The organism is Paractinoplanes atraurantiacus (genome assembly GCF_900215205.1).
GTDB lineage: Bacteria > Actinomycetota > Actinomycetes > Mycobacteriales > Micromonosporaceae > Actinoplanes > Actinoplanes atraurantiacus.
The window spans coordinates 18,010-42,841 of sequence record NZ_OBDY01000019.1; the positions used below are offsets into that span (position 1 = coordinate 18,010).

At 65.7% G+C, this 24,832-nt stretch carries 22 protein-coding genes and 1 tRNA gene; 13 read left to right on the forward strand and 10 right to left on the reverse strand.

The features are described 5' to 3' along the window. Positions 1 to 89: 89 nt before the first annotated feature. The 4 genes from CRP55_RS32770 to CRP55_RS32785 all read right to left on the reverse strand — a co-directional run bounded on the left by CRP55_RS32770 (position 90) and on the right by CRP55_RS32785 (position 4,016). Positions 90 to 734 carry a hypothetical protein gene (locus CRP55_RS32770; RefSeq protein WP_143235068.1) on the reverse strand — a complete coding sequence of 215 codons (645 nt, stop codon included), beginning with the start codon at positions 732 to 734 and terminating at the stop codon, positions 90 to 92. A gap of 239 nt (positions 735 to 973) precedes the next feature. Continuing rightward, on the reverse strand, positions 974 to 2,143 hold the full coding sequence (locus CRP55_RS32775) for a L,D-transpeptidase (RefSeq protein WP_097325237.1): 1,170 nt from the start codon (positions 2,141 to 2,143) through the stop codon (positions 974 to 976). A 2-nt stretch (positions 2,144 to 2,145) separates the two neighbouring features. Beyond that, positions 2,146 to 2,538: a MerR family transcriptional regulator gene (locus tag CRP55_RS32780; RefSeq protein WP_097325239.1), complete on the reverse strand. Its 393-nt coding sequence runs from the start codon at positions 2,536 to 2,538 to the stop codon at positions 2,146 to 2,148. After that, the gene (locus CRP55_RS32785) at positions 2,538 to 4,016 is read right to left on the reverse strand and encodes a SulP family inorganic anion transporter (protein WP_097325240.1); all 1,479 of its coding nucleotides are present in this window, start codon (positions 4,014 to 4,016) and stop codon (positions 2,538 to 2,540) included. Before CRP55_RS32785 ends, CRP55_RS32780 begins: the two co-directional genes overlap by 1 nt. 91 nt (positions 4,017 to 4,107) lie before the next feature. On the opposite strand from CRP55_RS32785, the gene CRP55_RS32790 reads away from it, so the two are divergent. Next, positions 4,108 to 5,586 (forward strand): cryptochrome/photolyase family protein, encoded by a 1,479-nt coding sequence (locus tag CRP55_RS32790; RefSeq protein ID WP_097325242.1) that lies wholly within the window; start codon positions 4,108 to 4,110, stop codon positions 5,584 to 5,586. Here the strand turns inward: CRP55_RS32790 and CRP55_RS32795 are convergent. Next, positions 5,572 to 8,277, reverse strand: coding sequence for an ATP-binding protein (locus CRP55_RS32795; protein WP_097325244.1), 2,706 nt, complete (start codon positions 8,275 to 8,277; stop codon positions 5,572 to 5,574). The genes CRP55_RS32790 and CRP55_RS32795 overlap by 15 nt on opposite strands. 317 nt (positions 8,278 to 8,594) lie before the next feature. Here CRP55_RS32795 and CRP55_RS32800 point away from each other — a divergent pair, with 317 nt between their 5' ends. Beyond that, on the forward strand, positions 8,595 to 8,825 hold the full coding sequence (locus CRP55_RS32800) for a winged helix-turn-helix domain-containing protein (protein WP_097325246.1): 231 nt from the start codon (positions 8,595 to 8,597) through the stop codon (positions 8,823 to 8,825). 255 nt (positions 8,826 to 9,080) lie between these two features. Next, positions 9,081 to 10,307, forward strand: a complete 1,227-nt coding sequence (locus tag CRP55_RS32805) for an integrase core domain-containing protein (protein ID WP_097325248.1) — start codon at positions 9,081 to 9,083, stop codon at positions 10,305 to 10,307. 50 nt (positions 10,308 to 10,357) lie between these two features. On the opposite strand, the gene CRP55_RS53375 is transcribed toward CRP55_RS32805, so the two are convergent. Further along, a tRNA-Ser gene (locus CRP55_RS53375) sits at positions 10,358 to 10,438 on the reverse strand. 73 nt (positions 10,439 to 10,511) lie between these two features. Further along, complete coding sequence (locus CRP55_RS32810; protein WP_179855429.1) at positions 10,512 to 11,504, reverse strand: HNH endonuclease; 993 nt, start codon at positions 11,502 to 11,504, stop codon at positions 10,512 to 10,514. A gap of 589 nt (positions 11,505 to 12,093) precedes the next feature. Between CRP55_RS32810 and CRP55_RS52360 the strand changes: the two genes are divergently transcribed. The 5 genes from CRP55_RS52360 to CRP55_RS32830 all read left to right on the forward strand — a co-directional run bounded on the left by CRP55_RS52360 (position 12,094) and on the right by CRP55_RS32830 (position 16,873). After that, positions 12,094 to 14,076: a P-loop ATPase, Sll1717 family gene (locus CRP55_RS52360; protein ID WP_143235072.1), complete on the forward strand. Its 1,983-nt coding sequence runs from the start codon at positions 12,094 to 12,096 to the stop codon at positions 14,074 to 14,076. Between the two features lie 230 nt (positions 14,077 to 14,306). Further along, positions 14,307 to 14,780 carry a hypothetical protein gene (locus CRP55_RS32815; RefSeq protein WP_097325250.1) on the forward strand — a complete coding sequence of 158 codons (474 nt, stop codon included), beginning with the start codon at positions 14,307 to 14,309 and terminating at the stop codon, positions 14,778 to 14,780. Positions 14,781 to 14,919: 139 nt separating this feature from the next. Further along, positions 14,920 to 16,161 carry an IS256 family transposase gene (locus tag CRP55_RS32820; protein ID WP_097325252.1) on the forward strand — a complete coding sequence of 414 codons (1,242 nt, stop codon included), beginning with the start codon at positions 14,920 to 14,922 and terminating at the stop codon, positions 16,159 to 16,161. Continuing rightward, on the forward strand, positions 16,158 to 16,358 hold the full coding sequence (locus CRP55_RS32825; protein ID WP_097325254.1) for a hypothetical protein: 201 nt from the start codon (positions 16,158 to 16,160) through the stop codon (positions 16,356 to 16,358). The genes CRP55_RS32820 and CRP55_RS32825 overlap by 4 nt, the downstream gene beginning before the upstream one ends. A gap of 248 nt (positions 16,359 to 16,606) precedes the next feature. Next, positions 16,607 to 16,873: a FadR/GntR family transcriptional regulator gene (locus tag CRP55_RS32830; protein ID WP_097325256.1), complete on the forward strand. Its 267-nt coding sequence runs from the start codon at positions 16,607 to 16,609 to the stop codon at positions 16,871 to 16,873. A gap of 11 nt (positions 16,874 to 16,884) precedes the next feature. Here CRP55_RS32830 and CRP55_RS32835 read toward each other — a convergent pair whose 3' ends face one another. Next, positions 16,885 to 17,580: an HAD family hydrolase gene (locus CRP55_RS32835; protein WP_097325258.1), complete on the reverse strand. Its 696-nt coding sequence runs from the start codon at positions 17,578 to 17,580 to the stop codon at positions 16,885 to 16,887. Continuing rightward, complete coding sequence (locus CRP55_RS32840) at positions 17,577 to 18,443, reverse strand: winged helix-turn-helix domain-containing protein (RefSeq protein ID WP_097325259.1); 867 nt, start codon at positions 18,441 to 18,443, stop codon at positions 17,577 to 17,579. Before CRP55_RS32840 ends, CRP55_RS32835 begins: the two co-directional genes overlap by 4 nt. Before the next feature lie 421 nt (positions 18,444 to 18,864). On the opposite strand from CRP55_RS32840, the gene CRP55_RS32845 reads away from it, so the two are divergent. The 4 genes from CRP55_RS32845 (at position 18,865) to CRP55_RS32860 (ending at position 22,466) form a co-directional block, all read left to right on the forward strand. After that, the gene (locus CRP55_RS32845; RefSeq protein ID WP_097325261.1) at positions 18,865 to 19,110 is read left to right on the forward strand and encodes a DUF6284 family protein; all 246 of its coding nucleotides are present in this window, start codon (positions 18,865 to 18,867) and stop codon (positions 19,108 to 19,110) included. Then, entirely contained in the window at positions 19,110 to 19,817 is a 708-nt protein-coding gene (locus CRP55_RS32850; protein WP_097325263.1) for a DUF2637 domain-containing protein, read from the forward strand. Before CRP55_RS32845 ends, CRP55_RS32850 begins: the two co-directional genes overlap by 1 nt. A gap of 96 nt (positions 19,818 to 19,913) precedes the next feature. Next, positions 19,914 to 22,058 (forward strand): cell division protein FtsK, encoded by a 2,145-nt coding sequence (locus tag CRP55_RS32855; RefSeq protein WP_097325265.1) that lies wholly within the window; start codon positions 19,914 to 19,916, stop codon positions 22,056 to 22,058. Between the two features lie 135 nt (positions 22,059 to 22,193). Beyond that, positions 22,194 to 22,466, forward strand: coding sequence for a hypothetical protein (locus tag CRP55_RS32860; protein ID WP_097325267.1), 273 nt, complete (start codon positions 22,194 to 22,196; stop codon positions 22,464 to 22,466). A 23-nt stretch (positions 22,467 to 22,489) separates the two neighbouring features. Here the strand turns inward: CRP55_RS32860 and CRP55_RS56095 are convergent, their stop codons facing one another. Further along, positions 22,490 to 22,807, reverse strand: coding sequence for a hypothetical protein (locus CRP55_RS56095; protein WP_179855430.1), 318 nt, complete (start codon positions 22,805 to 22,807; stop codon positions 22,490 to 22,492). Between the two features lie 36 nt (positions 22,808 to 22,843). Between CRP55_RS56095 and CRP55_RS32870 the strand changes: the two genes are divergently transcribed. Next, positions 22,844 to 24,793: a YfjI family protein gene (locus CRP55_RS32870; protein WP_097325271.1), complete on the forward strand. Its 1,950-nt coding sequence runs from the start codon at positions 22,844 to 22,846 to the stop codon at positions 24,791 to 24,793. The last annotated feature ends 39 nt before the right edge of the window (positions 24,794 to 24,832 follow it).

Genomic DNA, 24,832 nt, shown 5'->3' on the forward strand with positions numbered 1-24,832 from the left:
TTCGAATCGGGTAGTCACGCTACTTCCGGTTTCGGCCACTGCCGCGGCTTGTGCTTGGGCCCTCGCTGCATCCGCAGCAGCTTCTGGACTCAGGCCGCGAGGTCCAGCGTGCGCAGGTATCCGATTCGGTGATAGGCGGCCGGATCCAGGGTTCCGAGCACGCATCGGTGCCGCAGTGCCAGCAAGGCGGTGTGCACGATGTCCGGGCGCTCACCGGTCTTGAGGCGGGCGATGATGTCGGCCTCGCGGAACGCCAGCGCCGGCAGATCGAAGATCGGCTGCGGGTCCTCGTTGTCGTCTGACGGCGCGGCATGCGCGGGATCCATGCGGCGCAGCAGCCGGTAGAGACGCTGGTCCTGCTCACCGCTGAGATCGGGCGCCACCTGCAGGTACGCCGCCGGGGACACGATCACCCGGCAGGCTTCGTCGGCGACCGCCTCGACGAGGGCGGCACCGACGGTGGAGCTGTCCAGGCGGGCGTGGGAGCACAGCACGCTCGCGTCGATCACGAAGTTGGGCCAGGAGATGTGCGGTCGCTGGTAGTCGGTGTAGCCCAGGTCGAAGACGGCGCGGGCGAGCCCGGTCGAGTCGGCGGCCCTCGCCTCGGCGCGCCGGTTGTCGCGCAAGTGCTGCAGAAGCATCTGGTGAATGCCGTCGAAGCCTGGCCCCGCCTGCTGGTACTGGCGCATCAGGCGGGCGGTGGCGCGTTCGCGCGGCGTTGGTTCAGGTTCCACGATCGCCGACGGTAGGTGCCGTGAGATCAGGCGGGCAATCCCCCGGGAACCGTCACAGCGAATCGGGTATACCGGTCATATGGACGGCGTCGTCATGATCATGCAGGTCAGCGGACCGGGCGACCGGCTCCGGCAGCACTGCCGGTAATCAAGTCGGATATGCCGGACTTAATTTGGCTGGAAGCCGACCGCATCATGGGACGTCGGGCCGTTACGGCAGCCGGCCCCGCATCTACGGATCAGGTGCCGTACTTGTCGTACGAGACCGTCCAGTCGCCCAGGCCGTCCCAGGCTGGCAACTCCTTCGGGCTGTGCACGACCTCGACCACGTCGCCGACCATGAAGTTCTTGTAGACCCACTGGGCGTCGGCCGTGCTCAAGTTGATGCAGCCGTGTGAGGTGTTGGCCCGGCCCAGCTGAGTGTTCCAGGGGGCGGCGTGCAGGAACTCGCCCGAATAGGAGATTCGGGTGCAGAACTCCACGTCTTCGGGCTCGTAGTAGAACGGGTTGTTCTCATCGCTCAAGCCGTAGCTGGCCGAGCTCATGCTGTGGGTGCGCTCTTTGGACAGCACCACGTGGGGGCCGTTCTGGGTCCAGAAGTGGATCTGGTCGCCGTTGGCTATTTTCGTGTAGCCGCCCTGGCCGTTGCTGCATTTCATGTCCCGGGTCAGTTTGCCGTCGATGTAGACCCTCGTGTGGTGGGTGCTGTTGTCGCTGATCGCGATCAGGGAACGGCCGATCGTGAAGTGGGTGGTGGCGTTCGCCTTGCCGTACAAGCCGTTGCCGAGGTTGACACCCAAGGTGTTGACGCTGACCTTGACCGTGGTGCCTTTTGCCCAGTATTTCGCGGGGCGCCAATGCACGATCTTGTTGTCGACCCAGAAGAACTTGCCGGTCACGTGCGGGGTCGTCTCGACCGTGATGGCCTTCTCGGCGGCCGCCCTGTCCTTGACCGCCTTGCTGAAGGCCACGATCACCGGCTGGCCTATGCCGTACGTGCCGCCGGTTTCCAGGGCCGCCATGCCGTTGGCCTGGAAGGTGACCGCGGCCAGCGCCCGTGGTTTGACCGTGGTGAAAGTCGACGTCTTCGAGACCTGGGCGCCCAGGCTGTCGAGCAGATGAGCGGTCACCTTGTACGTCTTGTCGTAGGCCAGGGGTCCGGTGGATCGCCAGGTCACCCCGTCGGCGTCGACCGCGCCGGCCAGGCCGGTGACCGACTGGATCTTGCCGCCGTCGACCGCCACGACGACCGGATCGGCCGGGGAGACCTGGCCGGTGGGTGCGGTCACGTGCAGCGGGGCCGCCGTGGGCTGCTCCCAGACAGCAGCGGCCCGGGAAGGGGAACGGGTGCAGCCGGCCAGGCCGGCCGCGCCCACGGCACCGAGGAGGAACTTGCGTCGTTGAACCACACCTACCTAGATGCGGCTGCGGCCTGGAATGTTGTCAGCATCTGGTGGGCGAATCCCTCGGCCATCTCCAGTTGCTCGCGCAATCTGCGAACCCTGTCCTCGGCCGCCGTGTGGAACGCGCCCAGCCGATCGAGCAGTGTCGTTCGCGCGTCGCCGGTCGCGGATTCCAGGGCTTCGATGATGTTCAGCAGATCGCGCATCTCCTCCAGGGTGAAACCGAGCGGTTTCATGCGCTTGATGACGCGCAGCCGGTCGAGGTCGGGCTCCGTGTACAGACGGAATCCGCCCTCGCTGCGGGCCGACGGGATGACCAGGCCGGCTTCCTCGTAGTGGCGGATCGTGCGGATGCTCAGGCCGACCCGCTCGGCCGCCTCGCCGATCTGCACGAGCGACATCAGTGCCCCGCGCCCAGTTTGCCGCTGAGGTTGTCGTGGAATCTCGTGCTGGCCTCGTTCAGGCCGATGATCTCCGCCTGCTTGCCGCGGGCCGCGTATTTCGTGGTGATGGCGTCCAGCGCGGCCACCGACGACGCGTCCCAGATGTGGGCGGCGCTCATGTCGATCACGACCTTGTCCGGGTCGCCCGCGTAGTCGAACTGGTGCACGAGGTCGTTGCTCGAGGCGAAGAACAGTTCCCCGTGTACGCGGTACACGCGCGTCCCACCCTCGGGATCGAGAACGCTGGTCACGGTCGCGAAGTGTGCCACCCGGCGGGCGAAGACCACCATGGCCGTGAGCACACCGAGGATGACGCCGACGGCCAGGTTGTGGGTGGCCAGGGTGCCCGCGACGGTCACCAGCATGACGATGATCTCGCCGGCCGGCATGCGCTTGAGGGTGGCCGGGGCGATGCTGTGCCAGTCGAAGGTGCCCACCGACACGATGATCATCACGGCGACCAGGGCGGCCATCGGGATCAGGGCGACCACGTCGCCCAGCGCCACGACCAGGATCAGCAGGAACACGCCGGCCAGGAACGTCGACAGCCGGGTGCGGGCGCCGGACGTCTTCACGTTGATCATCGTCTGGCCGATCATCGCGCAGCCGCCCATGCCGCCGAAGAAGCCGGTGACGATGTTCGCCACGCCCTGGCCCCACGATTCCCGGGTCTTGTCGGAGCGGGTGTCGGTGATGTCGTCGACGAGTTTCGCCGTCATCAGGGACTCCATCAAACCCACAAGAGCGATGCCCAGGGCGTACGGCGCAATGATCTTCAAGGTGTCGAAGGTGAACGGCACGTCGGGCAGACCGAGCACGGGCAGGCTGTCCGGGAGTTTGCCCTCGTCGCCGACGGTCGGCACGGTCACGTGTGCGATGAGGGTGAAAACGGTCAGAACGACGATGGCGACCAGCGGCGCCGGCACGGCGGTGGTCAGCTTCGGCAGGAACCAGATGATCGCCAGGGCGACCGCCACCAGCGGATAGACCAGCCACGGCACGCCCGTCAGGTGCGGCAGCTGGGCCGAGAAGATCAGGATCGCGAGCGCGTTGACGAAGCCGACCATGACGCTGCGCGGGATGAACCGCATCAGCTTGGCCACGCCGATCAGAGCCAGAACGATCTGGATGACCCCTCCCAGTACGACCGCGGCCACCAGGAACCCGAGCCCGTGCTCCTTGGCCAGCGGCCCCACGACCAGCGCGATCGCCCCGGTCGCGGCCGAGATCATGGCCGGCCGCCCACCCGTGAAGGCGATCGTCACCGCCATCGTGAAGGAGGCGAAAAGCCCGATTTTCGGATCGACCCCGGCCAGGATCGAGAACGAGATCGCCTCGGGAATCAGCGCCAGCGCAACGACGAGACCAGCCAGCACTTCGGTACGGAACACCCGGGGCGATGCCAGCCAGGCCGGACGAGAAAGGAGCACAGACATAAGATGCCGAACCCTACCCTCACGTGAGGGGAGAGTTGCCCGTCTCGTGGCGATGATCACGCGCCGGCCCGAAGTGCGGCAGCATGCAGGTATGGAGCGTCGCTGGGTGTTCGCCGATCAGCTTGGGCCGCACTTCCTGGACGCCCCCGATCAGCCGGTGCTGCTCGTCGAGTCGAAGGCGGTGTTCCGGCGCCGGGTCTTCCATCGCCAGAAGGCACATCTGGTGCTTTCCGCCCTGCGGCACCGGGCCCGCGAGGGCGATGTTCGGCTGGTCAAGGCCGAGACTTATGCCGAAGCGGTGAGCAACCCAGGCCGAGCTCGGCCAGAGCCGATCACCGTGTGCCATCCGACCTCGCGGGCGGCGCGCGGGCTGGTCACGCGCCTGCCGAACGTCGAAATGCTGCCGCCGCGGGGTTTCGTCACCGCGCCCGGTGACTTCGTGACGTGGGCGGGCGGCCGTGACCACCTGCGGCTCGAAGACTTCTACCGGTATGCGCGGCAGCGTCACGACGTACTGATGGAAGGGTCTGAACCGGCCGGAGGCCGATGGAACCTGGATGCCGACAACCGGGAACCGCCGCCGCGCGGGGCCGAGCGGCTGGGTGTGCCGGCGCCGCCCCCGATCGTCGAGGACGAGATCGACGAGGAAGTGCGGGCCGATCTCGATCGCTGGGAGCGCGAGGACGGCATCACTTTTGTCGGGAATGACGGACCGCGAATGTTCCCGGTGACGCGGCGGGAGGCGCTGGCCCGGCTGCGGCATTTCGTCGAGCACCGGCTGCCGGTGTTCGGGCCGCACGAGGACGCGATGCTGGCCGGGGACTTTCAGATGGCGCACAGCATGCTCAGTCCGGCGATCAACCTCGGGCTGCTCGACCCCCTCGAAGTGATCGAGCGCGCCGATCAGGCGTACCGCAGCGGGGCCGCGCCGCTGGCCAGTGTCGAGGGCTTCGTCCGGCAGATCCTCGGCTGGCGCGACTTCATCTGGCATCTCTACTGGTATTTCGAGCCCGGCTATCGGGCCGTCAACGAGCTGCACGCGCGGCGTGAGCTGCCGAAATGGTTCGCCGAGCTGGATGCGGACGCGGTCGAGGCCCGCTGCCTGTCCGACGTGCTGGCCGGTGTCCGCGACCGCGGCTGGGTGCATCACATCCCGCGGCTGATGGTGCTCGGCAACTACGCGATGCAGCGCGGCTGGCGGCCGGGAGTGGTCGCCGACTGGTTCCACCGCTGCTTCGTCGACGGCTACGAGTGGGTCATGACCGCGAACGTGGTCGGCATGAGCCAATTCGCCGATGGCGGGCGAATGAGCACGAAGCCGTACGCGGCCGGCGGGTCCTATGTGAACCGGATGAGCGACTACTGCGGCGGCTGCCGGTACGACCCCAAAGTGCGCTCAGGCGACGACGCGTGCCCGTACACCGCCGGATATTGGAGTTTTCTCGCCCGTCACGAACAGGCCCTGGCCGGCAATCACCGGATGCGGCAGCCGCTGCGAGGCCTGCACCGCCTCCATGATCTCGATGCCCTGCTGGAACAGGAGAAAGCCCGCGGGTCACGGGCGCCCTGAATCCCCCAGGGCCGCGGCCAGCTCGCGCCGCGACGTGATGCCGAGCTTGTTGAAGATCTTGCGGAGGTGCCACTCGACGGTGCGCGGGCTGAGGAAAAGCGCGGCGGCGATCTCCGGGTTGGTCAGGCCGTCGATGGCCCGTCGCGCTATCTGCGCCTCCTGCGGCGTCAGATCATCCCGTACACCGGTGGACCGCTTCCGGACGGTTTCGCCCGTGGCGACCAGCTCGCGTCCGGCACGATCCTCGAACGCCTCGGCCCCCATGGTGGCGAACGCGTCGTGGGCCGCCCGCAGCACGACCCGGGCGTCACCGCGACGGTTGGCCCGGCGCAGCCACTCGCCGTACAGCAAGCGCGCCCTTGCCTGAAGAAGACCGAGGCGGCCGCCGCCCAGATGCTCGATGGCCGCTCGGTAATGCTGCTCCGGAGCCGAACTGGTCAGGGCATCGGCCAGCTCTCGCGCCCCCAGCGCCCACGGTGTGCCGGCGGCGGACGTCCGCTCGGCCAGCCGGTCGCGGGCCTCCATCGCGGTGTCGAGATCACCGGCCCGGCTCGCGGCCTCGACCAGCTCGCTCAGCGACCATCCGTAGGACGAAAGGTCCGGATATTCGGCGCTGAACCGGGCCGCCCGCAAAGCCGCCTCGAAGTTGCCGAGACCGTTGTGGAGCACCGCCTTCGCGTAGCCGGTGATGCCGAGCAGCCGCCCCACGCCGAGCTCGGTGACCTCGCGTTCGGCGGTCGCGATCAGCTCCAGCGCCTGCGCCTCACGGCCCCGATGTGCGGCCATGAAGATCGTGTTCGCGAGCGGCCCCTGCCGCCCGGTCGACTCGGCGACCGTGATCGACTCGTCGGCCAGTCCCTGTGCGTCGGCGAAACGACCCGAGAAGATCAAGGACGAGGTCCGGTACGACAACGCGGTGAGCAGGATCGGCAGCGCACCGAGCCGGCGCGCGTAGTCGAGCCCCTGCCGGGCGAGCCGGTCCCACGCGGCGTCGTCGTAGATCTCCAGCGCGACCATGGCGGCCAGCCAGAGCAGCTCCATGTCATCATCGCTGGTCACGGCCTCGAGGGCAGCGGCGAACCGGGGCACGGCCGGCGCATAGCCGTCGAGACTCCAGGTGATGAGGCCGGTGAGGAAGAGACCGGCCGGATCGTCCCCGGCCGGAAGACCGCGGGCCGCCTCGGCGGTGCTCCTCAGGGCGTCAGCGCCACCGAGCCGCCCGGCGTGCACGGCCGACCCGAGCGCTTCGAGATAGGTCTGCCGGGCCGCGGCGGCATCGAGGTCGGCCAGCCGCCCGGCCGCGGCGTGCAACGGACCGGAGGCGCTGCCCGGGTTGACCGCGAAGGCGACCTTGGCGCGAACCCGTTCCAGGTCGGCCCGCTGCAGCGGCCCGAGCGGACCGAGCTCGGCCGCGGCCAGCAGGTCGGGCACGTCGGAGGTGGCGCCGGCATCGAGACGGGCCCGGGCGGCGGCGATCGTACGGGCCGAACGCTTCTTCGGGTCCGGGGTGAGAATGGCAGCCCGTTCGAGGAAGGAGGCGGCGGCCGACCGTCCACCGCGGGCCAGAGCGCGGTCGGCGGAGCGTTCGAGCTCGCCGGCCACCTCCTCGTCGGGCCCGACCGCGGCGTGCGCCCGATGCCAGGCCCGCCGATCGGGATCGAGCTGAGGGTCGGTGACCTGGGCCAACGCGGCGTGCACCTGCCGAAGCTCACCCGGCTCGGCCGACCGCCAGCTCGCCGACCGCACCAGCGGATGACGGAAACGAACCCGGCTGCCCACCTCCAGAAGCCCCTCGGATGCCGCGGGCCCCGCCGCATCCGGGCCGACACCGAGCAAATCAAGAGCACGCCACAGCAGGGGTACGTCCCCCACAGGCTCGACAGCCGCGGCCAGCATCAACCGCTGGGTCTCGCCCGGGAGCCCACCGATGCGCCGCCGGAAGCCTTCCTCGACCCGCCCGGCGAGCGAGGTGCTGTGCCCACCGAACCCGAACGCCAACTCGGCCGGCGAAAGGTCTTTAGGAAGCTCCAGAAGCGCCAGCGGATTGCCATGCGTCTCGGCCACGATTCGATCCCGTACGCGCGAATCAACCGACCCCACCAGAACGGAGCCGAGCAGAGCATGGGCGTCGGCATCCCCGAGCCCGTCGATCCGCAGCTCGGGAAGATCCTTGTTCCAAGGAGTGCGAGACGCCAGCACAAGCGCGACCGATTCGGCATCGAGCCGCCGGGCGACAAAGGCCAGCACAAGCCCCGAATGCCGATCAAGCCATTGCACGTCGTCGACGACACAGACAAGAGGCTTCTCGGAGGCCGCCTCGGCAAAGAGCCCGAGAACGGCCATGCCAAGCAGCAGGATCTCCGGCGGCGGCCCCGCGGTCAGCCCGAAAGCAGTCGACAAGGCCGTCCGCTGCACCTCGGGAAGCCGGTCGAGATGCGGCAGAAGAGGCGCACAGAGCTGCTGCAAGGCCGAGTAGGCGATATCCGACTCGAGCTCGACCCCCGCCGCCCGCACAACGCGGAAATGCCCGGCCCGCTCCACGAGATAGTCGAGCAGAGCGCTCTTGCCCACGCCGGCCTCGCCATGGAGAGCCAGCACCCGGCTGCGCCCGTCGCTCACATCCCGCAGCAGCCCATCGAGAGCGTCCCGCTCCCGGCGTCGCCCGAGCAGCCCTGTTGTGTCGTCCCGCAACTTTCCTCCCAGCGACCAGGAAGCCTACCCGCGGCAGTTACACCGGACGACGAACACGACGCTCCGAGAACTCCAGGACGTGAGCCGCAAACGGTGTTGGGTGGCGCGTAAAGTCCGGAGGTGAAAGCCCGGAGCACTACCTTTGCTCCGGGCTTTCATCTTGACCACGGGCGGATGGTTGCTGGTCCGGACCCCGCTATCTTTGGGCTGCCTTAGCGCCAACCGAGGTTGCCCAGTGCCAACCTCCCATAACCAGCATTGGGTAGTCAAGGGCTAGTCGTTGGTGGTCTACTCGGGGTGCCAACCGAGGAGAAGCCGTGCCACCGCGCTACCGATACGAAGAGATCGCCACTGACCTCGAGAAGCGGATCGAGGCTGGGGAGTTTCCTCCCGGATCCCGCCTGCCGAGCCGACGTCAGTTGATCGAGCAATACGAGGTCACCGAGCCGGTCATCGACCGCGCGATGCTCATCCTTCGCGTCAAGGGAATCACCGAGACACTCTCCGGCGTCGGTGTCTACGTCCGCGAAGACGACGGGGGAGAGTAAGGCTCCGCCCACTCCAGGCGCGCGACCGGCAACGTCCGGAGCGGCTTTCAGGAGTACGCCGCTGTGGCTGGACGCCGCCAGAACGGAAGCGTGAAAGGCGACCCGGACAAGGCGCTCCGCGCTGCCGCTTCCGTTCGCGCCTGAACTGCGGAGGGCGTGGTGTTCTGGCTCAGGACATAGGAAACCCATGTCTCAAGACATCGGAAACGGTGTGCCAGGACATCGGCAACTCTGGATGCCAGTGATCGTCGCAGGGTGTCCAAAGCCCGTCTCGTGATCACCGCCGTCATCGTCGAGGGCCGTAGCCAGGCCGAGACCGCCCGCGCCTACGGCGTGTCCAAAGGCTGGGTGTCTAAGTTGATCGCCCCCTACCGGGCCGAGGGCAACGTCGCGTTCGAGCCACGATCCCGCCGGCCCCGATCGTCACCGACCGCAACCAGCCCCGAGGCCGTCGAGCTGATCGTCGCGACCCGCAAACATCTCACCGAGCGGGGCCTGGACGCCGGGCCCGACACCATCGGCTGGCATCTGCAACACCACCACCGGATCACCGTCTCGCGGGCCACCATCGCCCGGCACCTGGCCGCCCAAGGCTTGGTCGTCCCCGAGCCGGCGAAACGGCCGAAAAGCTCCTACATCCGCTTCGCCGCAGAGCAGCCCAACGAATGTTGGCAAGCCGACTTCACTCACTACCGCCTCACCCACCCCGACGGCAGGCCCGGACCCGACGCCGAAATCCTGACCTTCCTCGACGACCACTCCCGCTACGCCCTCACGGTCACCGCTCACCCCAGGGTCACCGGCCCGATCGTCCGGCGCGTCTTCGGCAAAGCCGTTACGGCACATGAGATTCCGGCTTCCACGCTGACCGACAATGGCATGGTCTTCACCACCCGCCTGTCCGGCGGCAGCCTGCGCAGCACCCGCGGCCGCAACGGCTTCGAACACGACCTGCACCGCCTGGGCGTCACCCAGAAGAACTCCCGCCCGAACCACCCCACCACCTGCGGCAAAGTCGAACGCTTCCAGCAAACCCTGAAGAAGTGGCTCCGCGGCCAAGCCACCCAACCCGTCACGATCGCCGCGCTGCAAACCCTGATCGACGCGTTCACCGACGAGTACAACCACCGCCGGCCACACCGATCCCTGCCCCGGCACGCCACCCCAGCCACCACCTACCAAGCCCGGCCCAAAGCCGCTCCACGGCGGCCAGATCAGAAGACAACCCACGATCGGCTGCGCCGCGACCGCATCGACAAAGCCGGGAAAATCACCCTGCGTCACAACGGGCAGCTCTACTCCATCGGCGTCGGACGAACCCACACCGGAACCCACGTCCTCGTACTCGCCCAGGACCGCGACATCCGCATCATCAACGCCGCCACCGGCGAACTCCTGCGCGAACTCGTCCTCGACCCCACCAAGCGCTACCAGCCCACCGGCCGACCACCCGGACGCACCCCGACAACAAGAAACCCCTGAACCTGCAACCGCAGGTTCAGGGGTTTCCGATGTCCTGAGACATCACAATGCGGAGGGCGTGGGATTCGAACCCACGATGAGTTTCCCCATACCGGTTTTCAAGACCGGCGATTCCCCGGCCCTGACCTGCCGATATCCACGATGTATGTATGACGTGGTCGCGCCATGGTCGCAGCTGTGGGAGGACCGCAGTCCACGGGCCGCCTACCGGACCACATTCGTTGTCACAAGCGCCATCAGATCGTCGACGGTGAGCCAGGGTGAGGTCCGGTGGATCATCCGATGGCAGTTTGAACAAAGTAGGACGAGGTCATCAGCCCGCGTCTTGACCGGACCACTGACATGAAGAGGCGTCCGGTGGTGGACCTCAATGAAGTCAGCGCCGCGAATGCCATACGTCCGCTGGAAGTCGAACCCGCATGCCTCACACGCGATCTTCCCGTGCTGCCGCTTGTATGCCTCGATGACCTTGCGCCGCAGCCGAGGATCGCGCTCGCGACGAAGGTGGCGCCGTTCAAGAACCGCTCCCTCGTCGGCGCTTAGACCATCTAAGTCTAGATCCACAAGGCTCACGGCATCGTTGGCCTCAGCGAGCATCGCCATCCGAATGGCCTTCGCCTCGGCCGCCATCGCCGCAGGTCGGCTGACAAAGGCTTCGATCACCACACGGTCGTGCTGACCGCCCTTCGTCGGCTTCCCGGTGTACTCGGGATGCTGAGTCGCGATGTCGGCCGTCTTGCGCGCCACACCGTTGCGGTTCCTGAAGTCCGACCCGCGTGTCTCTAGAGGGTGTGCAGGGTTGAACTGGAGCAGCTCAGACAGCTCACCCACCCGCTCGTCCTCAGAGTCGAGCCAACGCCAATCGTTATCGCGGACAAGATCGCAAGCCAGCACGACTTCATCGCGTGTCCACGGTGGATTGCGATGCGTGCGCACCACAAAACCGAGAGCTTGCAGACGTCGGACGACGGTGGCGTCTCCGCCAGTGAAGTCCCCCGAGCGTAGATAGTCACCGGTTCGCACCCCGTGCGCGTAGCCGGCGATGGCCTTGGAGTCGTACCGGGAGCCGTTCAGCTCCAGGAAGTAGGTCCGGGCGGTACCGAAACCGTGCCTCTCCAGGAACTCATCTCGCCCGAGTCGGTCAAACTCGGCAACGGCGGCAAGGACGTCTGATCGGGTCAAGCTCGCCAGCGACATAGCCGCACTCTAGGGCTCAGGTATGACAAGCATCAGTCTCGCTTCTCTGCGATGATCGACCGCCCGCCGTCGCGGCAGCCCGACCCTCTAGCCAAGAGCCTCTAACTGTGCTTGGAGATCTTGTGCCTTCGCGACGGTTGCGCCCAAGTCTGTGAGCACGTCGATCGCGTCCTGCCAGTCATCGGTGGTAACGCCCTTGTCGATTGCCGTTGCCGCCCGCTGCACGTCGCTTTGAGCGGAAGCTTTGACGTCAGCGTACTGATCTTGTAAGTCTTGTCTTGGCACTGCGCTCCTCCTCGCTTAACACCTAAGAGCACAGTAAGTTCGCTAGACCACCAAACAACCCTGTTCGGCCATTTCGGCCCTAATCTGCGGTGGCCTGGGCTGAGAGCGGCAGACCAACTAGGCCAAACCGCCGATCCCAAATCAGCAACCGACCTGTCAGGCTGCTTCGGTCACGGATGACGAGGGGGCAGGAATGGCGCGAAAAGCCAACAGACGGACAAAGGTTGCACAACCCGCTGACGTGCCGTCGCCCCGACAAACGAGCACGCGCAGTATTCCCCGGGGGACGATCAACAAGCTTTACGTGGGAGCATCGTTCGCCGAGAACGACCTTGTTCCCACTGATCCCGAAGTCTATGTGCACACACCACCGTTCGATTCGGCGATCGATCACTATAGTGGCAAGTATTTCTATGTAGGAAGACGCGGCACCGGAAAAACTGCGCTCAGGACCTTCTGCGAACAGAATCTTCCTCACGCTCGCGCGATCGTTCCTGAGATATTCTCGCCCACGTCGGGCATGTTCGACCTCGAACTATTTGCGAATCCCAAGAAGGGCCCCTTCCGCGCACTTGTATCGGTTTTCAAAAGAGTTCTGTTGGGCGAACTGCTACTTATGTGGCGTGAAGCTCACCCAACCTTCGCAACCGTACCGAGTCGTTGCGCCGCAGAACTGTCGGGACCCTGCTCGGACGACTTCGACACACGAACCGTGTTGGCGCTCAAAGGAATTGCGCACGCGGTTAGAGAAGAAAACGATGAGGCGCTCATATCGGAAAATAAGGCAACCAAGAACCTCATCGAAGAAATGAAGGTGCTACAGAGCGGCGGGAAATACACACTGCTGGTCGACAGTATCGATGACTTCTGGGATGCATCCGACCAAGCGCTCACCTACCTAACAGCATTCCTCCACGCGAGCCTAGAGGTCTCTACCCAAATTCCATGGGGACGCGTCTTGGTATTCCTCAGGGAGAATATATTTGAGCGAGTACGCGCACGCGATTCTGAATCCTCCAGGCTAGAGACATCGATTTCCGGGCTTGGCTGGAACCAACGTCAACTGGTCGAGCTGGTCGAACGAAGGCTTCGGCGAGCACTAGTAGCGAAGCCTGCGCTCGGCGGCCCCACATGGGAGGCGTTCTTCGAGGACGGGCCGATAGCGCGCAAAGAGATCCTCGAATTCTGCCACGACAGACCCCGCGACGTACTAATCTACGTGTCTCACGCCATCGACTCGGCCAAAGAGCGCGGGAACGAAATCATACGCTTGGAGGACGTCGAAGGTGCTCGTCGCAAATTCTCCGACAATCGACTCAAGGACCTTGGCGATGAGTACGCAGAAAACTTCCCGCAGATTGCACTGGTTCTTACTCGCTTTTACGGGCTAGGTCGAAGATTTACGGTCAGCGGAATCGAGGCCCTAATACGGGGACTGCTGAACGACACTGAGGTCAAGAGGCTATGTGCCAGCTGGATATTCGACCATCAAGCACCAGAGCTTTTCGTGCGCCTGCTATATAACATCGGTTTCGTCGGTATCGAGAAGGCAGGGCGCCCCGTCAAGTTCCGTGCGCTCGGGCCACAAGATACGAGTCCCCCTGCGGTTGACTCGGACGCAACGATTGTCGTTCACCGGTGTTACTGGGATGCGCTTGACTTGCAGGATTCGCTTGTGCGAGAGCTTCCGGACTCCACGAAGCTCGGCCGAGTTGGCATAGTCGAGGAGCTTCCTGGTGGCCTGTCGCCCACGGACTACATCGAACACCTCGAAGATCTGGAGCTGAGGCTAACCTCAATTCCACTCGGCCATCCCGGCGCCACACAATTTGAGAATGCCATTGGTGATCTATTGCGGCTTTGCTTCTTTAGAGCGCTTGACAACGTCGAGGCAAGGTCTAGAACCGTCAACGGTGAGGCTATACGCGATTGGATTGCTGCGATTCGAGCGCACACGGGATTCTGGTCTATCATTCGGCAACGATATAGCGCGACGCAGGTAGTGTGGGAATGCAAAAACTACGAAAACCTGCACTCGGACGATTTCCAACAGATCTCTTACTACTTAAATGACACCATCGGCAAATTCGGTATCATAGCCTTCCGAGGCGAGGTACAGACGTCATACATGCGTCATATTGAGAGAATCTCGCGTGACCGAGGTGCAGTTGTCCTACCCTTGGGAATTCGGGATCTTAAGACGTTCATTCGCCAGGCCAAAGCCGGAAAGCTACGAGAAGCACACATTCAAGATCGATACGACGCTACCGTGCGAAAAATATCGTAGTCCATTCCAGCGCGTCGGCATTGCCGTGCTGTCGCGCCCCTGTTGGCAGGAAGCCAGTTCCTTCCATCGACTTTCTTCACTATGTTCGGTGCATGATCGCGAACGTACGCCGGTGGGCTGGCCGCGTCACCGGCCTCCGGAGAGGCTACCTGGTTTGGGAACACCGGGCCTCTCAGAGATTTAACGGCTGGTCAGTGCAACGTCGGTGGGTTACGTTCGCACTTCTCCCGATGCTGTTGTTCTGCCTCGGCGGAACGGTCATCGGCATCCCCGCCGTATGGGCGCTGCGTCAGACGGTTGAGGCAAGCCGCGGAGCTTCCTCTCCGGACGCCGCAGTCAACTCCTATCTCATGGCGCTTGGCTATAACGCGGAAGAGGGGTTGCTTCCGATACTGCTGGATGATGAGCAGCAACATCTTCTGGCAGCGTGGCGTAGCTATCGCAGCGCCATGGACAGCACGATCCCACCGCCGGCAAAGCTCGACTTTGGCAGCGTGACAGTGGGACCGATCGACAACGACCGCGCCGACGTCATCGTGCACGTCTCCGCTATCTGGTGGCACGCCAACGGCACGGCCCTCTCCTACAGGAGTGAAGAGCATCCATGGCGCTTCGTGACGCGCAAGGACGGCGGATGGCAGGTAGCGGAGGTCAGTGCTCCGCGATGGTGTGGAGACTATGTCCGGCTTGATGCTTGCGCGTAGCGGCGCAGCGAGTGGAGTCCCTGATAGTGGTGTAACGCGGTTGGCGTGATCGTCGGACAGAGCGTCCGGTATAGAGCGCGGCCATCGCGTGATCTTTCGAGTGAACGTCTCACGGAACTCTCGAAAGGGATCAACCACGATGGCCGCACCACACATCATCGACCCTGCCGGGCTGCTCGGCCAGGCGCTGACGGACGCGTCACCGGATCTGATGCGTCATCTGCTGTCCACGGTCATCAACTCGCTGTTGTCGGCCGAGGCCGACGCGATCTGCGGCGCCGAGTACGGGGCCGTGTCACCGGAGCGGGTCAACTCGCGCAACGGCTATCGCCACCGCGAGCTCGACACGCGCACCGGCACCATCGACGTGGCGATCCCGAAGCTGCGGTCGGGTTCGTACTTCCCGGACTGGCTGCTGGAGCGCCGTAAGCGGGCCGAGGCCGCCCTGGTCAGCGTGGTCGCGACCTGCTACCTGCTCGGCGTCTCGACCCGGCGGATGGACAAGCTCGTGCAAACGTTGGGGATCACGTCGTTGTCGAAGTCGCAGGTCTCGCGGATGGCCGCCGACCTCGACGAACAGGTCCACGCGTTCCGCACCCGCCCGCTCGACGAGTCGGGGCCGTTCACGTTCGTCGCCGCTGACGCCCTGACCATGAAAGTCCGGGAACAGGGCCGGGTCGTCAACGCGGTCGTGCTCGTCGCGACCGGCGTGAACGCCGACGGGCACCGTGAGGTGTTGGGTGTCAAGGTCGCCACCAGCGAGACGAAACAGGCGTGGAACGCGTTCTTCGCCGATCTGGTCGCCCGCGGCCTGACCGGCACCCTGCTGGTCACCTCGGATGCGCACGCCGGCCTGGTCGACGCGATCACGGCGAACCTGCCCGGCGCCTCGTGGCAGAGATGTCGCACGCACTTCGCGGCGAACCTGATGGCCGTGACCCCGAAGTCGGCGTGGCCGGCGGTCAAGACGATGCTGCATTCGGTCTATGACCAGCCCGACCCGGCCTCGGTCCACGCCCAGTTCGACAAGCTTCTCGACCCGACCGGCAGGTCACTGCCGAAGGTCGCCGCGCACCTCGATGACGCCCGCGCCGACCTGCTCGCCTTCACCACGTTCCCGCAGCAGATCTGGCGTCAAATCTGGTCGAACAACCCGAACGAACGCTTGAACAAGGAGATCCGCCGCCGCACCGACGTCGTCGGGATCTTCCCCGACCGCGACGCCGTCATCCGCCTGGTCGGCGCCGTCCTGGCTGAACAACACGACGAATGGACCGAAGGCCGCCGCTACTTCGCCCTCGACGTCCTCGAACGCGCCCGCAAGACCCCAGCAGCCACCGCCACCACGGCCGACCTGCCCGAACTGGAGACCGCAGCATGACCCACCCGACCGGCGACCCCGCCATCCCCGACCCGGCCGAACGCGCCAGGCGCAACGCCGCCCTGCACACCGACAACATCGAAACCGGCTGGTGGGACGAGCACGGCCGGCCCGCGCCCTGGCCCGACGACATCGACCAATGGCGACCCGAAACCGGCGAGCCCGTCACCGGCCAGCCCAGCGAACAACCCTTCTAACCAGCACAACTCGAAAATCAGCCGTTACACCACTTCCAGGGGCTTGACCTAGCAGCGACGAACTCGCAGGGGCGCGTAGAGTGCGCCAAGGTGAAGGCCCGGAGCACTATGACTGCTCCGGGCCTTCATCTGGACCACGGGCGAACCTGTATCCGTCCGCCGCGCTGTCGGGTCTCCTTAGCGCCAACCGAGGTGACCTACTGCCAACCTGCCATAGCTAGCGTTGGCTAGTCAATGGCTAGTCATTGGTGATCTACTCGGGGAGCCAACCGAGGAGAACAATCGTGCCGCCGCGTTATCGATACGAAGAGATCGCTGATGACCTGCAAAGCCGGATCGAGGCAGGAGAGTTTCCGCCTGGATCGCGTCTGCCGAGCCGTCGTGAGCTGACTGCTCACTACGACGTGACGGCGCCGGTGATCGACCGCGCGATGCAGATTCTCAGGGTCAAGGGCATCACGGAGACGCTTGCGGGTGTCGGCGTCTACGTCCGCGATACGCCCGGCGAGTCGTAGGCTCGGCCGGCTCAGCTGTCGGTGTTGGCGATCAACGCTTCGGCAAGCTGCCCCATGCTGTCGATCACGACGTCTGCGCCCGCACCTCGGAAGGGATCTGCCTTGGTCGGTCGGTTGGCGTAGCCCACCGACCGGACGCCGGCCGCCCGCGAGCCCTCGATGTCCGAGAGCGAATCCCCCACAAGCACCGACCTCGCCGGCGAGATGCCGAGGAGTTGGGTCGCACGCAGGATCGGTTCTGGGTTGGGCTTCATCCGCATTGGATCGGCGTAAGCCCTGCCGATCACTGGCGAGACGTACGCTGCGAGCCGATGCCGAGCGAGGTAAGCAGTCACCGCGCCGGCCGAGTTGTTGCTGACGACCGCGACGGGTAGGCCCGCTTGGCGCGCAGCGACGATCACCTCTCGTCCGTACCGGGTAGGCGCCGCGCTCTCGACGGCTCGGAGCTCGGCCGCGCAGAGCGCATCCTCAACTGCCTGTGTGGTTGCTTGGTTTCCCGTCGACCCTGCCCACCGCAGCACCTCGAGCGGGTCCTGTTCATCGGTTAGGGCAGGCGGCATGCTGGCGCTCATCTGTTGCAGGACTACAACCAACTCTGCCGCGATCTTCGGCGCGGGGTAGCCAGCGAAGATGCTGCACACCGGGCCGTCGAAATCGAGGAGTACCGCGTCTACTTCGGCTAGAAGCCGACCGAGGACGGCGCTCATCCGTCGTACCGGTAGGCGATCGTCGACCACATCGAGTCGAACCACTGGCGGGATGCTTCGACGAACTGAGTGCCGTGAGAGGCATCGTCGTCAGTGATGGCGTAGTGAAACAGCGGCACGTCCTTGCCCATCAGGTCGTAGATGGCCATGGGCTCACCCTTGATCGAAACGGTTCGCTCGACGACCGGATAGAAGCCGTAGAAGACCTCTTCGCCGTTGAGGACGTACAGCTTGAACAGCGGCGATGCTCGGTGCATCCGAACGTCAACCGTGGCGGACCGCACTAGGCCGAGGTCGCCCAGCTCGGCAACCTGGTCGATGATGCCGTCTGCCGCTCGGCGGGTGATCCGCTCTGCGCGCTCTCTGACAGCGGGATCGTCGGCTTGCGTTTCGGCGCGCGCTGGCAGCGCTACGGGCGTTGTCATGTCGGAGATCAGGACTCGCACGGCGATGGTCTCCGGAGAGAGCCGGCCGGCTCGAACTTTGTCGAGAACTTCGGCGAGCGCGTCCCTAAGTGTCTCGCCGGAGAAGCCCGCAAAGTCGATCGAGACATGGGGTCGCTCAAACGCTGCTTCGATATGCGGCCGGAGTTCTACCGCTCGTTGAGTCTGCGCGCGCACGTAGGCGCCGCTGCCTTGCCTAGTGACGATCAGCCGTTCGGCGCGAAGGAGCTCTAGCGCTCGCCTCACGGTCTCCCGTGCGACGCCGTAGCGAGCCGCTAGATCCGGCTGCGAGGGAAGTTTGTCGCCCGGTTGAAGACGACGGGTCAGGATGGCCGCGCGCAGCTTGGTGGCGATCTGCTGCGAGGCCTGTTTCGGGTCGTCCGGATCGAGTTGGCCGAGGAAATCAAGGTTCTCAGTCACAGGTCCACCCTATCCCTGCCTAGGCAAGTTGGGGAAGTTCCGCTAATTGCTCTTGACTTGTCTAGGCAAGCCGCCCTACGTTGATCTCAGCCAACTTGTCTAGGCAAGCGAGGCAAGAGGTCAGCAAGGACCGGAACGGCGGCACCTGGTTGCCGTACGCCGTGACACCGCTGAGTCCTCGTCGCTCATTGAGAACTGAAGACGTGACCTGCGGGGTTGCCGGGGTGTTCGGCCGACATGTTCGGCCGCCAGACCTGTCCGCCCGCTGGCTCAACGTGCGGCGCCGGGTAGCGCTGCACGCCGTGCTCCGCAGCTCACGGGGTCGCGCCCCTGGCGCGGCCCATCTGCCCTTCGCCCTTCGTCCCTGTTTTCACAGGTCGGCAACGCTTGAGTGCCGGCCTCCGTCTCCGGAGGACATCCCGTGAGAGAGCTTCACCCGAACATCGAAGGTCCGACCGATGCTGAGCTGGACGCGATCGAGGCCGAATGGCCCCTGATCGCTGCGGAACTGGACGTACTCGACGCCGAGATCGCTATGGTCAACGCCTCCCACCGCGGCGGGCCGACCGCCTTGGACTGGCGCCGACTGCGCCGGGCCGAAGCACACGTCACGCGAGTTGCCGTCGAGATCGCCGCACACCCGATCGCCCGGAAGGCGGTCGCCTGATGCACGAGGACTTGAAACGCCTTAAGCGCATCGGATGGGCCATACGTGCCGTCTTCGCTCTCGGAATCGCCGCATCGCTTGCCGGAAACGTTCTGCACGCTCAGGACAATCCGATCAGTCAGGCAATCTCGGCGTGGTCACCTCTTGCCCTGCTACTGACGGTTGAGCTGATCTCCCGTGTTCCAGTTCGTCGCGGTACGGCCTCGTATGCGCGGCTCGCTGCTACCGCAGTCATCGCCGGCATCGCGGCGTGGGTTTCCTACTGGCACATGGCCGGCGTTGCGACCCGCTACGGCGAGACCGACGCTTCGCCGTACCTGCTGCCGTTCAGCGTCGACGGACTCATCGTGGTCGCCTCGATCAGTCTCGTAGAGATCGGCGGACGCATCCGATCGCTGGCTGAAGCTGCGGCTAAGGTCGCGGCAGCCCCCGTGCCAGCGCCCACCGTCATCGAAGTCGCCGAGGAGATCGCTCCCGTTCCGGCGGCCAAGAAGACGTCAGCCAAGCGGGTCACGCCGCGTCCGGTATCGGCGGACAAGGTAGCCAAAGCCGCCGCCAAGTTGCCCGGTGCGCCCGTGGCAAAGATCGCCGCCAAGGCGGGTGTTTCCCCGTCGACCGCGCGGCGCCACCTCGCCGCTCTGCGCGTCACCGACGCGTCACCAACTAGCACGCAGCCTGCGGAAAAGCCGCATCTCACTGCTGCCTGACTTCGCCCGGCGGCACGGCCCCAAGCCTGCAAGCAAGCGCCGTGCCGCCGGCCCTCACTCCGCAAGACCGTCTCTGATCCCACGGGAGAGAACCTGATGGTCCCGCAGAATCCCCCACCTGACGACAAGTTCGACTGGAAGGCGGCAGAAGAAGACGTCGCCGAAGTAGTCCAGCTGGATGAAGCTCGCACCCGCCGCGACTCGACTGCGCAGGCGGGTACTCACTTCGAAGTCGCCCTCGATGACCAGCCGGCGCCCGGCGGCATGCCCGTCGACGAGCCTCGTAGAGGTCGATCAGCCGACCGCATCCCGATCGTGCCTGTCGGCTGGTCGACGTGGCCGAACATCAAGCACAGCATCCGGCAGACAACGGCGGTAACGGCGTATCGGTTTGGCTTCCACTCCGTACGCGCGCCGAAGTACGCCGTCCTCGCCGCATTCTGGGCATTCGTTGGGCTGTTCCGGCTGGCCGGCCGGCAGCTCACCTGGTGGTGGGTGGCGGAGCAATACCGCCTGCGGCAGGCCGCGGCCGACGCGAACGATCCGGCGATGTGGCTCAAGCTGCATCGAGAGGCCAAGGCCACCCGCATGTGGCGCTTCCTCGTCCTGGCGGCCGAAGCGCTAGCCGTCTCGATCGGTGGTCCGGCGCTGTGGGTGACCGCTCCGTCGTGGGCGCTTGCAGTCGTCGCGGCTGTGGCGATTGCGTTCCTAGCGCACATCGGTCGTCCGCAGGACCGGCCGATCGTCACCCCGGCGACGGTCGCCGGACGGTTCCGGCAGATCAACCCCGACATCATCCTTCGGGCGTATTACGCCGGCGGCCTCGGCCATCCGGACAAGCCACATCAGCAGATCGCCTTCGGCTCGACCATGGCCCGCGACGCGTCCGGCACAGGGTCGCAGGTGTCGATCGATCTGCCGTACGGCAAGACGTTCGATGACGCGGTAAAGGCGCGCGGTGCGATCGCCTCCGGCCTGGATGTGGCGCTCTCCCAAGTCTTCATCACTCGCGATCCCAGTTCGCACCGGCGGCACACACTGTGGGTTGCCGACCGTGATCCACTGTCGGTCGGCGCCGGGCGTACGCCGCTGCTGCGGTGCAAGCCGACCGACATCTGGCAGCCGGCCCCGTTCGGCCTGGACGAGCGCGGCAACAAGGTGTCGGTCAATCTGCTGTGGACGTCGTTTCTGATCGGTGCGCAGCCTCGTCAGGGCAAGACATTCGCCGCGCGGCTCCTCGGCTTGTATGCCGCTCTCGATCCGTACGTGAAGCTGACGGTATTCGACGGCAGCGGCAAGCCTGACTGGCGCAAGTTCGCCCTCGTCGCAGACCGGTATGCCTTCGGCTTGGCCATGACGCGTGACGGTGATCCAGCCGAGATCGTGGTGGAAGCTCTCCGCGAGATCAAAGCCGATGTGCAAGACCGCTACGAGCGGCTGTCCAAGCTTCCCGTCGACATCTGTCCCGAAGGCAAACTCACTCGCCAGATCGCCCGCGATCCGAAATACGCGATGCCTGTTCGGGTCGTGCTGATGGACGAGTTCCAGGAGTACTTCGACCTCGGGGAGATCTCCAAGGAGATCGCGACATTGCTGGTCTACCTGGTCAAGGTTGCTCCGGCTGCCGGAGTGATCTTCGTGGACGCGACTCAGCGACCGAGCGGCATCGCGGCAGGCCACGTCGCGCAGCAGTTCACCAGCTTCCGCGACAACCACCAGGTGCGGTTCAGTCTTCGCACGGGCTCGTGGCAGGTCAGCGACCTGGTTCTAGGCAACGGCGCCTACTCGGAGGGGTTCGACTCCTCAACCTTGCTGCCGAGCTATAAGGGTGTTGGCATCTTGCGCGGCGCGTGGGACGAGACGCCCACGGTACGGACGCACCTTGCCGACGGCGATGATGCGGCGAAGATCCTGACCGAAGCTCGCAAACTGCGCGAGGCGGCCGGCACCTTGTCCGGCATGGCCGCGGGCGAAGACGTCACCCGAGTCGCCCGAGACGTTCTCGCCGACGTCCGGACGATGTTCGAACCGACAGAGCGCGGTCTCCAGTGGGAGGACATCGCCGCCCGTCTCGGCGACCGACTCCGCGAGTTCTACGCAGACGTGACCGCGGAGTCGGTCTCGGCTCAGGTCCGCTCCTTCGGTGTACGCAGCGTTGATGTCAAGCGAGCCGGTAAGGCGCTCAAAGGTGCCAAGGCTGACGACATCGATGCGGCAATCCAGCGACGCAAGGCCGCTTAAAGGTCGCGGAGGAGCCGCGACCGGTCGCGTTGACGCGACCAGACCCGCGACCGGCCTGGTCAGTACATATGTGCGCTGGTCGCGGGTCGCCCCGCTTCCCCTCGCCACTCGAAAATCCCTCCAGGGAGGCTTTCTGTGCCCACCCTCGCCGCGACCGCGACCTCTACCGCCGGGCTAACCGGCCTTCTCTGCCTCGCGCTCGTGATCGCTACCGTCTGTTACTCCATCGGCTGCTGGTTCTGGCCGTTCGGCGATTGCCGTCGCTGCAAGGGAACCGGCAAGCGTCGATCCCCGATCGGCCGCGCGTTCGGCCTGTGCCGGCGCTGCGACGGCGAAGGACGACGACTTCGAGTCGGTCGCCGGGTCATCAACGACCTTCGCGACCTGCACGACAAGGGCACCCGCTGATGGGGGCCCGAACCATGGGCCGGCTACGCCGCGCCGAAACGCCACACACCGATTGGTGCGCTCGCGACCACCGATGCGGCATCAACGAGCACCGGTCTCCGGACATCACTGCCGACGGCATCGGTGGAAGGGCCTGGCTCACGCGGGTTCGCGCCGTCGACCGGGAGTACATCGAGATCCGGGCGCGAATTCCGCTGCATGCCCACGACCTCGTAGCGCGCGGACAACTCGCTGCCGCGCTCGGCCTCATGCGTGAGCTCCTGGCCCGAGTCGCGCCCCGGCTGGCTGGCGTGTCCGGCCGCCAACAGCGCCGGGCGATCGGCCGACGCACCGAGTAGCACGTATTCCGCATCAACCGCTCCGAGAGGAGTTGACGTATGAAGCCAGCCGGGTACGACCTGGCGGCCGAGCAAGCCGTCATCGGCGCCGCCTTGCTCGCTCCCGCTCTGATGGGAAATCTCGCCGGCTTGCTGAGTTCTGGGGACTTCGGCCGCCCGGCCCACAGGGTGCTGTGGGCGGCGATGTGCGGCATGCATGCCGCTGGCACCCCGACGGACACGATCACCGTCGCCGCTCACCTCGCCGACACTGGCGAGCTCGGCAAGGTCGGCGGAGCGCCCTACCTCCACACCCTTATCGCCGACGTGCCCACGACGGCGAACGCAGCTCACTACGCGAACATCGTCGCCGACCTGGGGAAGCGGCGCCAGGTCGCTGACCTCGGCGCCCAGCTCGCCCGGCTCGCCACGTCCGGCGCCGACACAGCGGACGTGGTTGCGACCGGCCGCGCAATGTTGGAGGGCGCGTCTTCACTTGGCGAGTGGCCTGCGCTGGTTCCGCTCGGTCGAGGGCGACACCTTCCACCGTTCCCTGCCGAGGTGTTGCCCGGCTGGCTGGCGGACCAGGTGCTCGCGGTCGCGGAGTTCACTCAAACCCCGATCGACCTGGCGGGCAGTCTCGCGTTGGCGTGCCTGTCGACGGCGGCCGGCGGCCGGGCCGAGGTGGAGGTACGCGGATCGTGGCGAGAGCCAACGAACCTCTACACGGTCGTCGTACTGCCGCCCGGCTCGCGGAAGTCCGCGGTCTTCGCTGCCATGGTCGGGCCGATCCTCTCGGCCGAGAAGGCGATGATCGAGCGAACAGCGCCCGCGATCATCGAGGCTGAGTTGTCCGCCAAGGTCGCCACCAAGGCTGCTGAGAAAGCCGCTCTGGCAGCCGCAAGCGCTGACGCGGCTGGACGGGACACGCTCATTGCGGAAGCCACCGCAGCCGCGATGAACGCGGAAGCAATCACAGTCCCAGCCAAACCCCGGCTCGTCGCCGACGACATCACGAGCGAGACCGCGGCGTCACTACTGGCTGAGCAGGGCGGCCGGCTTGCTGTGCTCTCGCCGGAAGGAGGAATCTTCGCAACCATCGCTGGCCGCTACTCCGGCACGCCGAACCTGGAGGTCTTCCTCAAAGGCCACGCCGGCGACCTTATGCGGGTAGACCGACGGTCCCGCGAGGCCGAACACGTCGACAAGCCGGCCCTAACCATGGGCCTCGCGGTTCAGCCGGAGATTCTGCGAGACATCGCCGGCATGCCCGGCTTCCGCGGACTCGGGTTGCTTGCTCGGATCTTGTTCGCCCTACCAGAGAACACCGTGGGCCGCCGAAAGATCGGCGCCGATCCCATCCCCACGCAGGTCGCTGCGGCCTATCACGGCGGACTTCACGCCCTAGTTCTCTCACTCGCCGAGTGGACCGATCCGACTGTCATCGTACTTGCTCCCGACGCCAACGAGCGGGTGTTGGAGATCGAGCGCTTAGTGGAACCACGGCTCGCTCCCGGCGGGGCGTGGTCACACATCGTGGACTGGGGCAGCAAGTACGCCGGCGCCGTAGTCCGCATCGCCGGCCTTCTTCACCTCGCCGAGCGACCCGGCATTGGGTGGAGCGGCAACATCCACGCCAACACCATCGACCGGGCCGCCCTGATCGGCGAGTACTACGCCGCTCACGCGTTGGCTGCGTTCGACGACATGGGCGCCGACATCGCCACGCGCAACGGCCGGCTCGTGCTCGCGTGGATAGAGCGGACCGCAACGAGCGCGTTCACCAAGCGCGAGGCGTTCCGGGCCGTTCAGTGCGCTCAGATCAAGACCGTCGCGGACCTAGATCCGGCCTTGGCCGTGCTAGAGGCACACGGCTACCTCAGGCAGCTCGACCCACCCGCGCCGAAACGCGCCGGCGGGCGACCGCCCTCGCCGAGCTACCTCGTCCATCCCGAGGTCCATCGCCCCGCCGCGACCGTGCATCCGCTCAACGCACGCAAAGCCTCGTAGACGCCTGACGCAACCGACAGAACTGACACAACTCGAAGC

Bases quoted from the DNA above. Each gene is read 5' to 3' on its own strand.
- CRP55_RS32855 (WP_097325265.1), top strand. From the start codon at position 19,914: ATGGTCCCGCAGAATCCCCCACCTGACGACAAGTTCGACTGGAAGGCG.
- CRP55_RS32815 (WP_097325250.1), top strand. From the start codon at position 14,307: ATGCTGTTGTTCTGCCTCGGCGGAACGGTCATCGGCATCCCCGCCGTA.
- CRP55_RS32825 (WP_097325254.1), top strand. From the start codon at position 16,158: ATGACCCACCCGACCGGCGACCCCGCCATCCCCGACCCGGCCGAACGC.
- CRP55_RS32850 (WP_097325263.1), top strand. From the start codon at position 19,110: ATGCACGAGGACTTGAAACGCCTTAAGCGCATCGGATGGGCCATACGT.
- CRP55_RS32790 (WP_097325242.1), top strand. From the start codon at position 4,108: ATGGAGCGTCGCTGGGTGTTCGCCGATCAGCTTGGGCCGCACTTCCTG.
- CRP55_RS32820 (WP_097325252.1), top strand. From the start codon at position 14,920: ATGGCCGCACCACACATCATCGACCCTGCCGGGCTGCTCGGCCAGGCG.
- CRP55_RS32835 (WP_097325258.1), bottom strand. From the start codon at position 17,580: ATGAGCGCCGTCCTCGGTCGGCTTCTAGCCGAAGTAGACGCGGTACTC.
- CRP55_RS32780 (WP_097325239.1), bottom strand. From the start codon at position 2,538: ATGTCGCTCGTGCAGATCGGCGAGGCGGCCGAGCGGGTCGGCCTGAGC.
- CRP55_RS32810 (WP_179855429.1), bottom strand. From the start codon at position 11,504: ATGTCGCTGGCGAGCTTGACCCGATCAGACGTCCTTGCCGCCGTTGCC.
- CRP55_RS32785 (WP_097325240.1), bottom strand. From the start codon at position 4,016: ATGTCTGTGCTCCTTTCTCGTCCGGCCTGGCTGGCATCGCCCCGGGTG.
- CRP55_RS32870 (WP_097325271.1), top strand. From the start codon at position 22,844: ATGAAGCCAGCCGGGTACGACCTGGCGGCCGAGCAAGCCGTCATCGGC.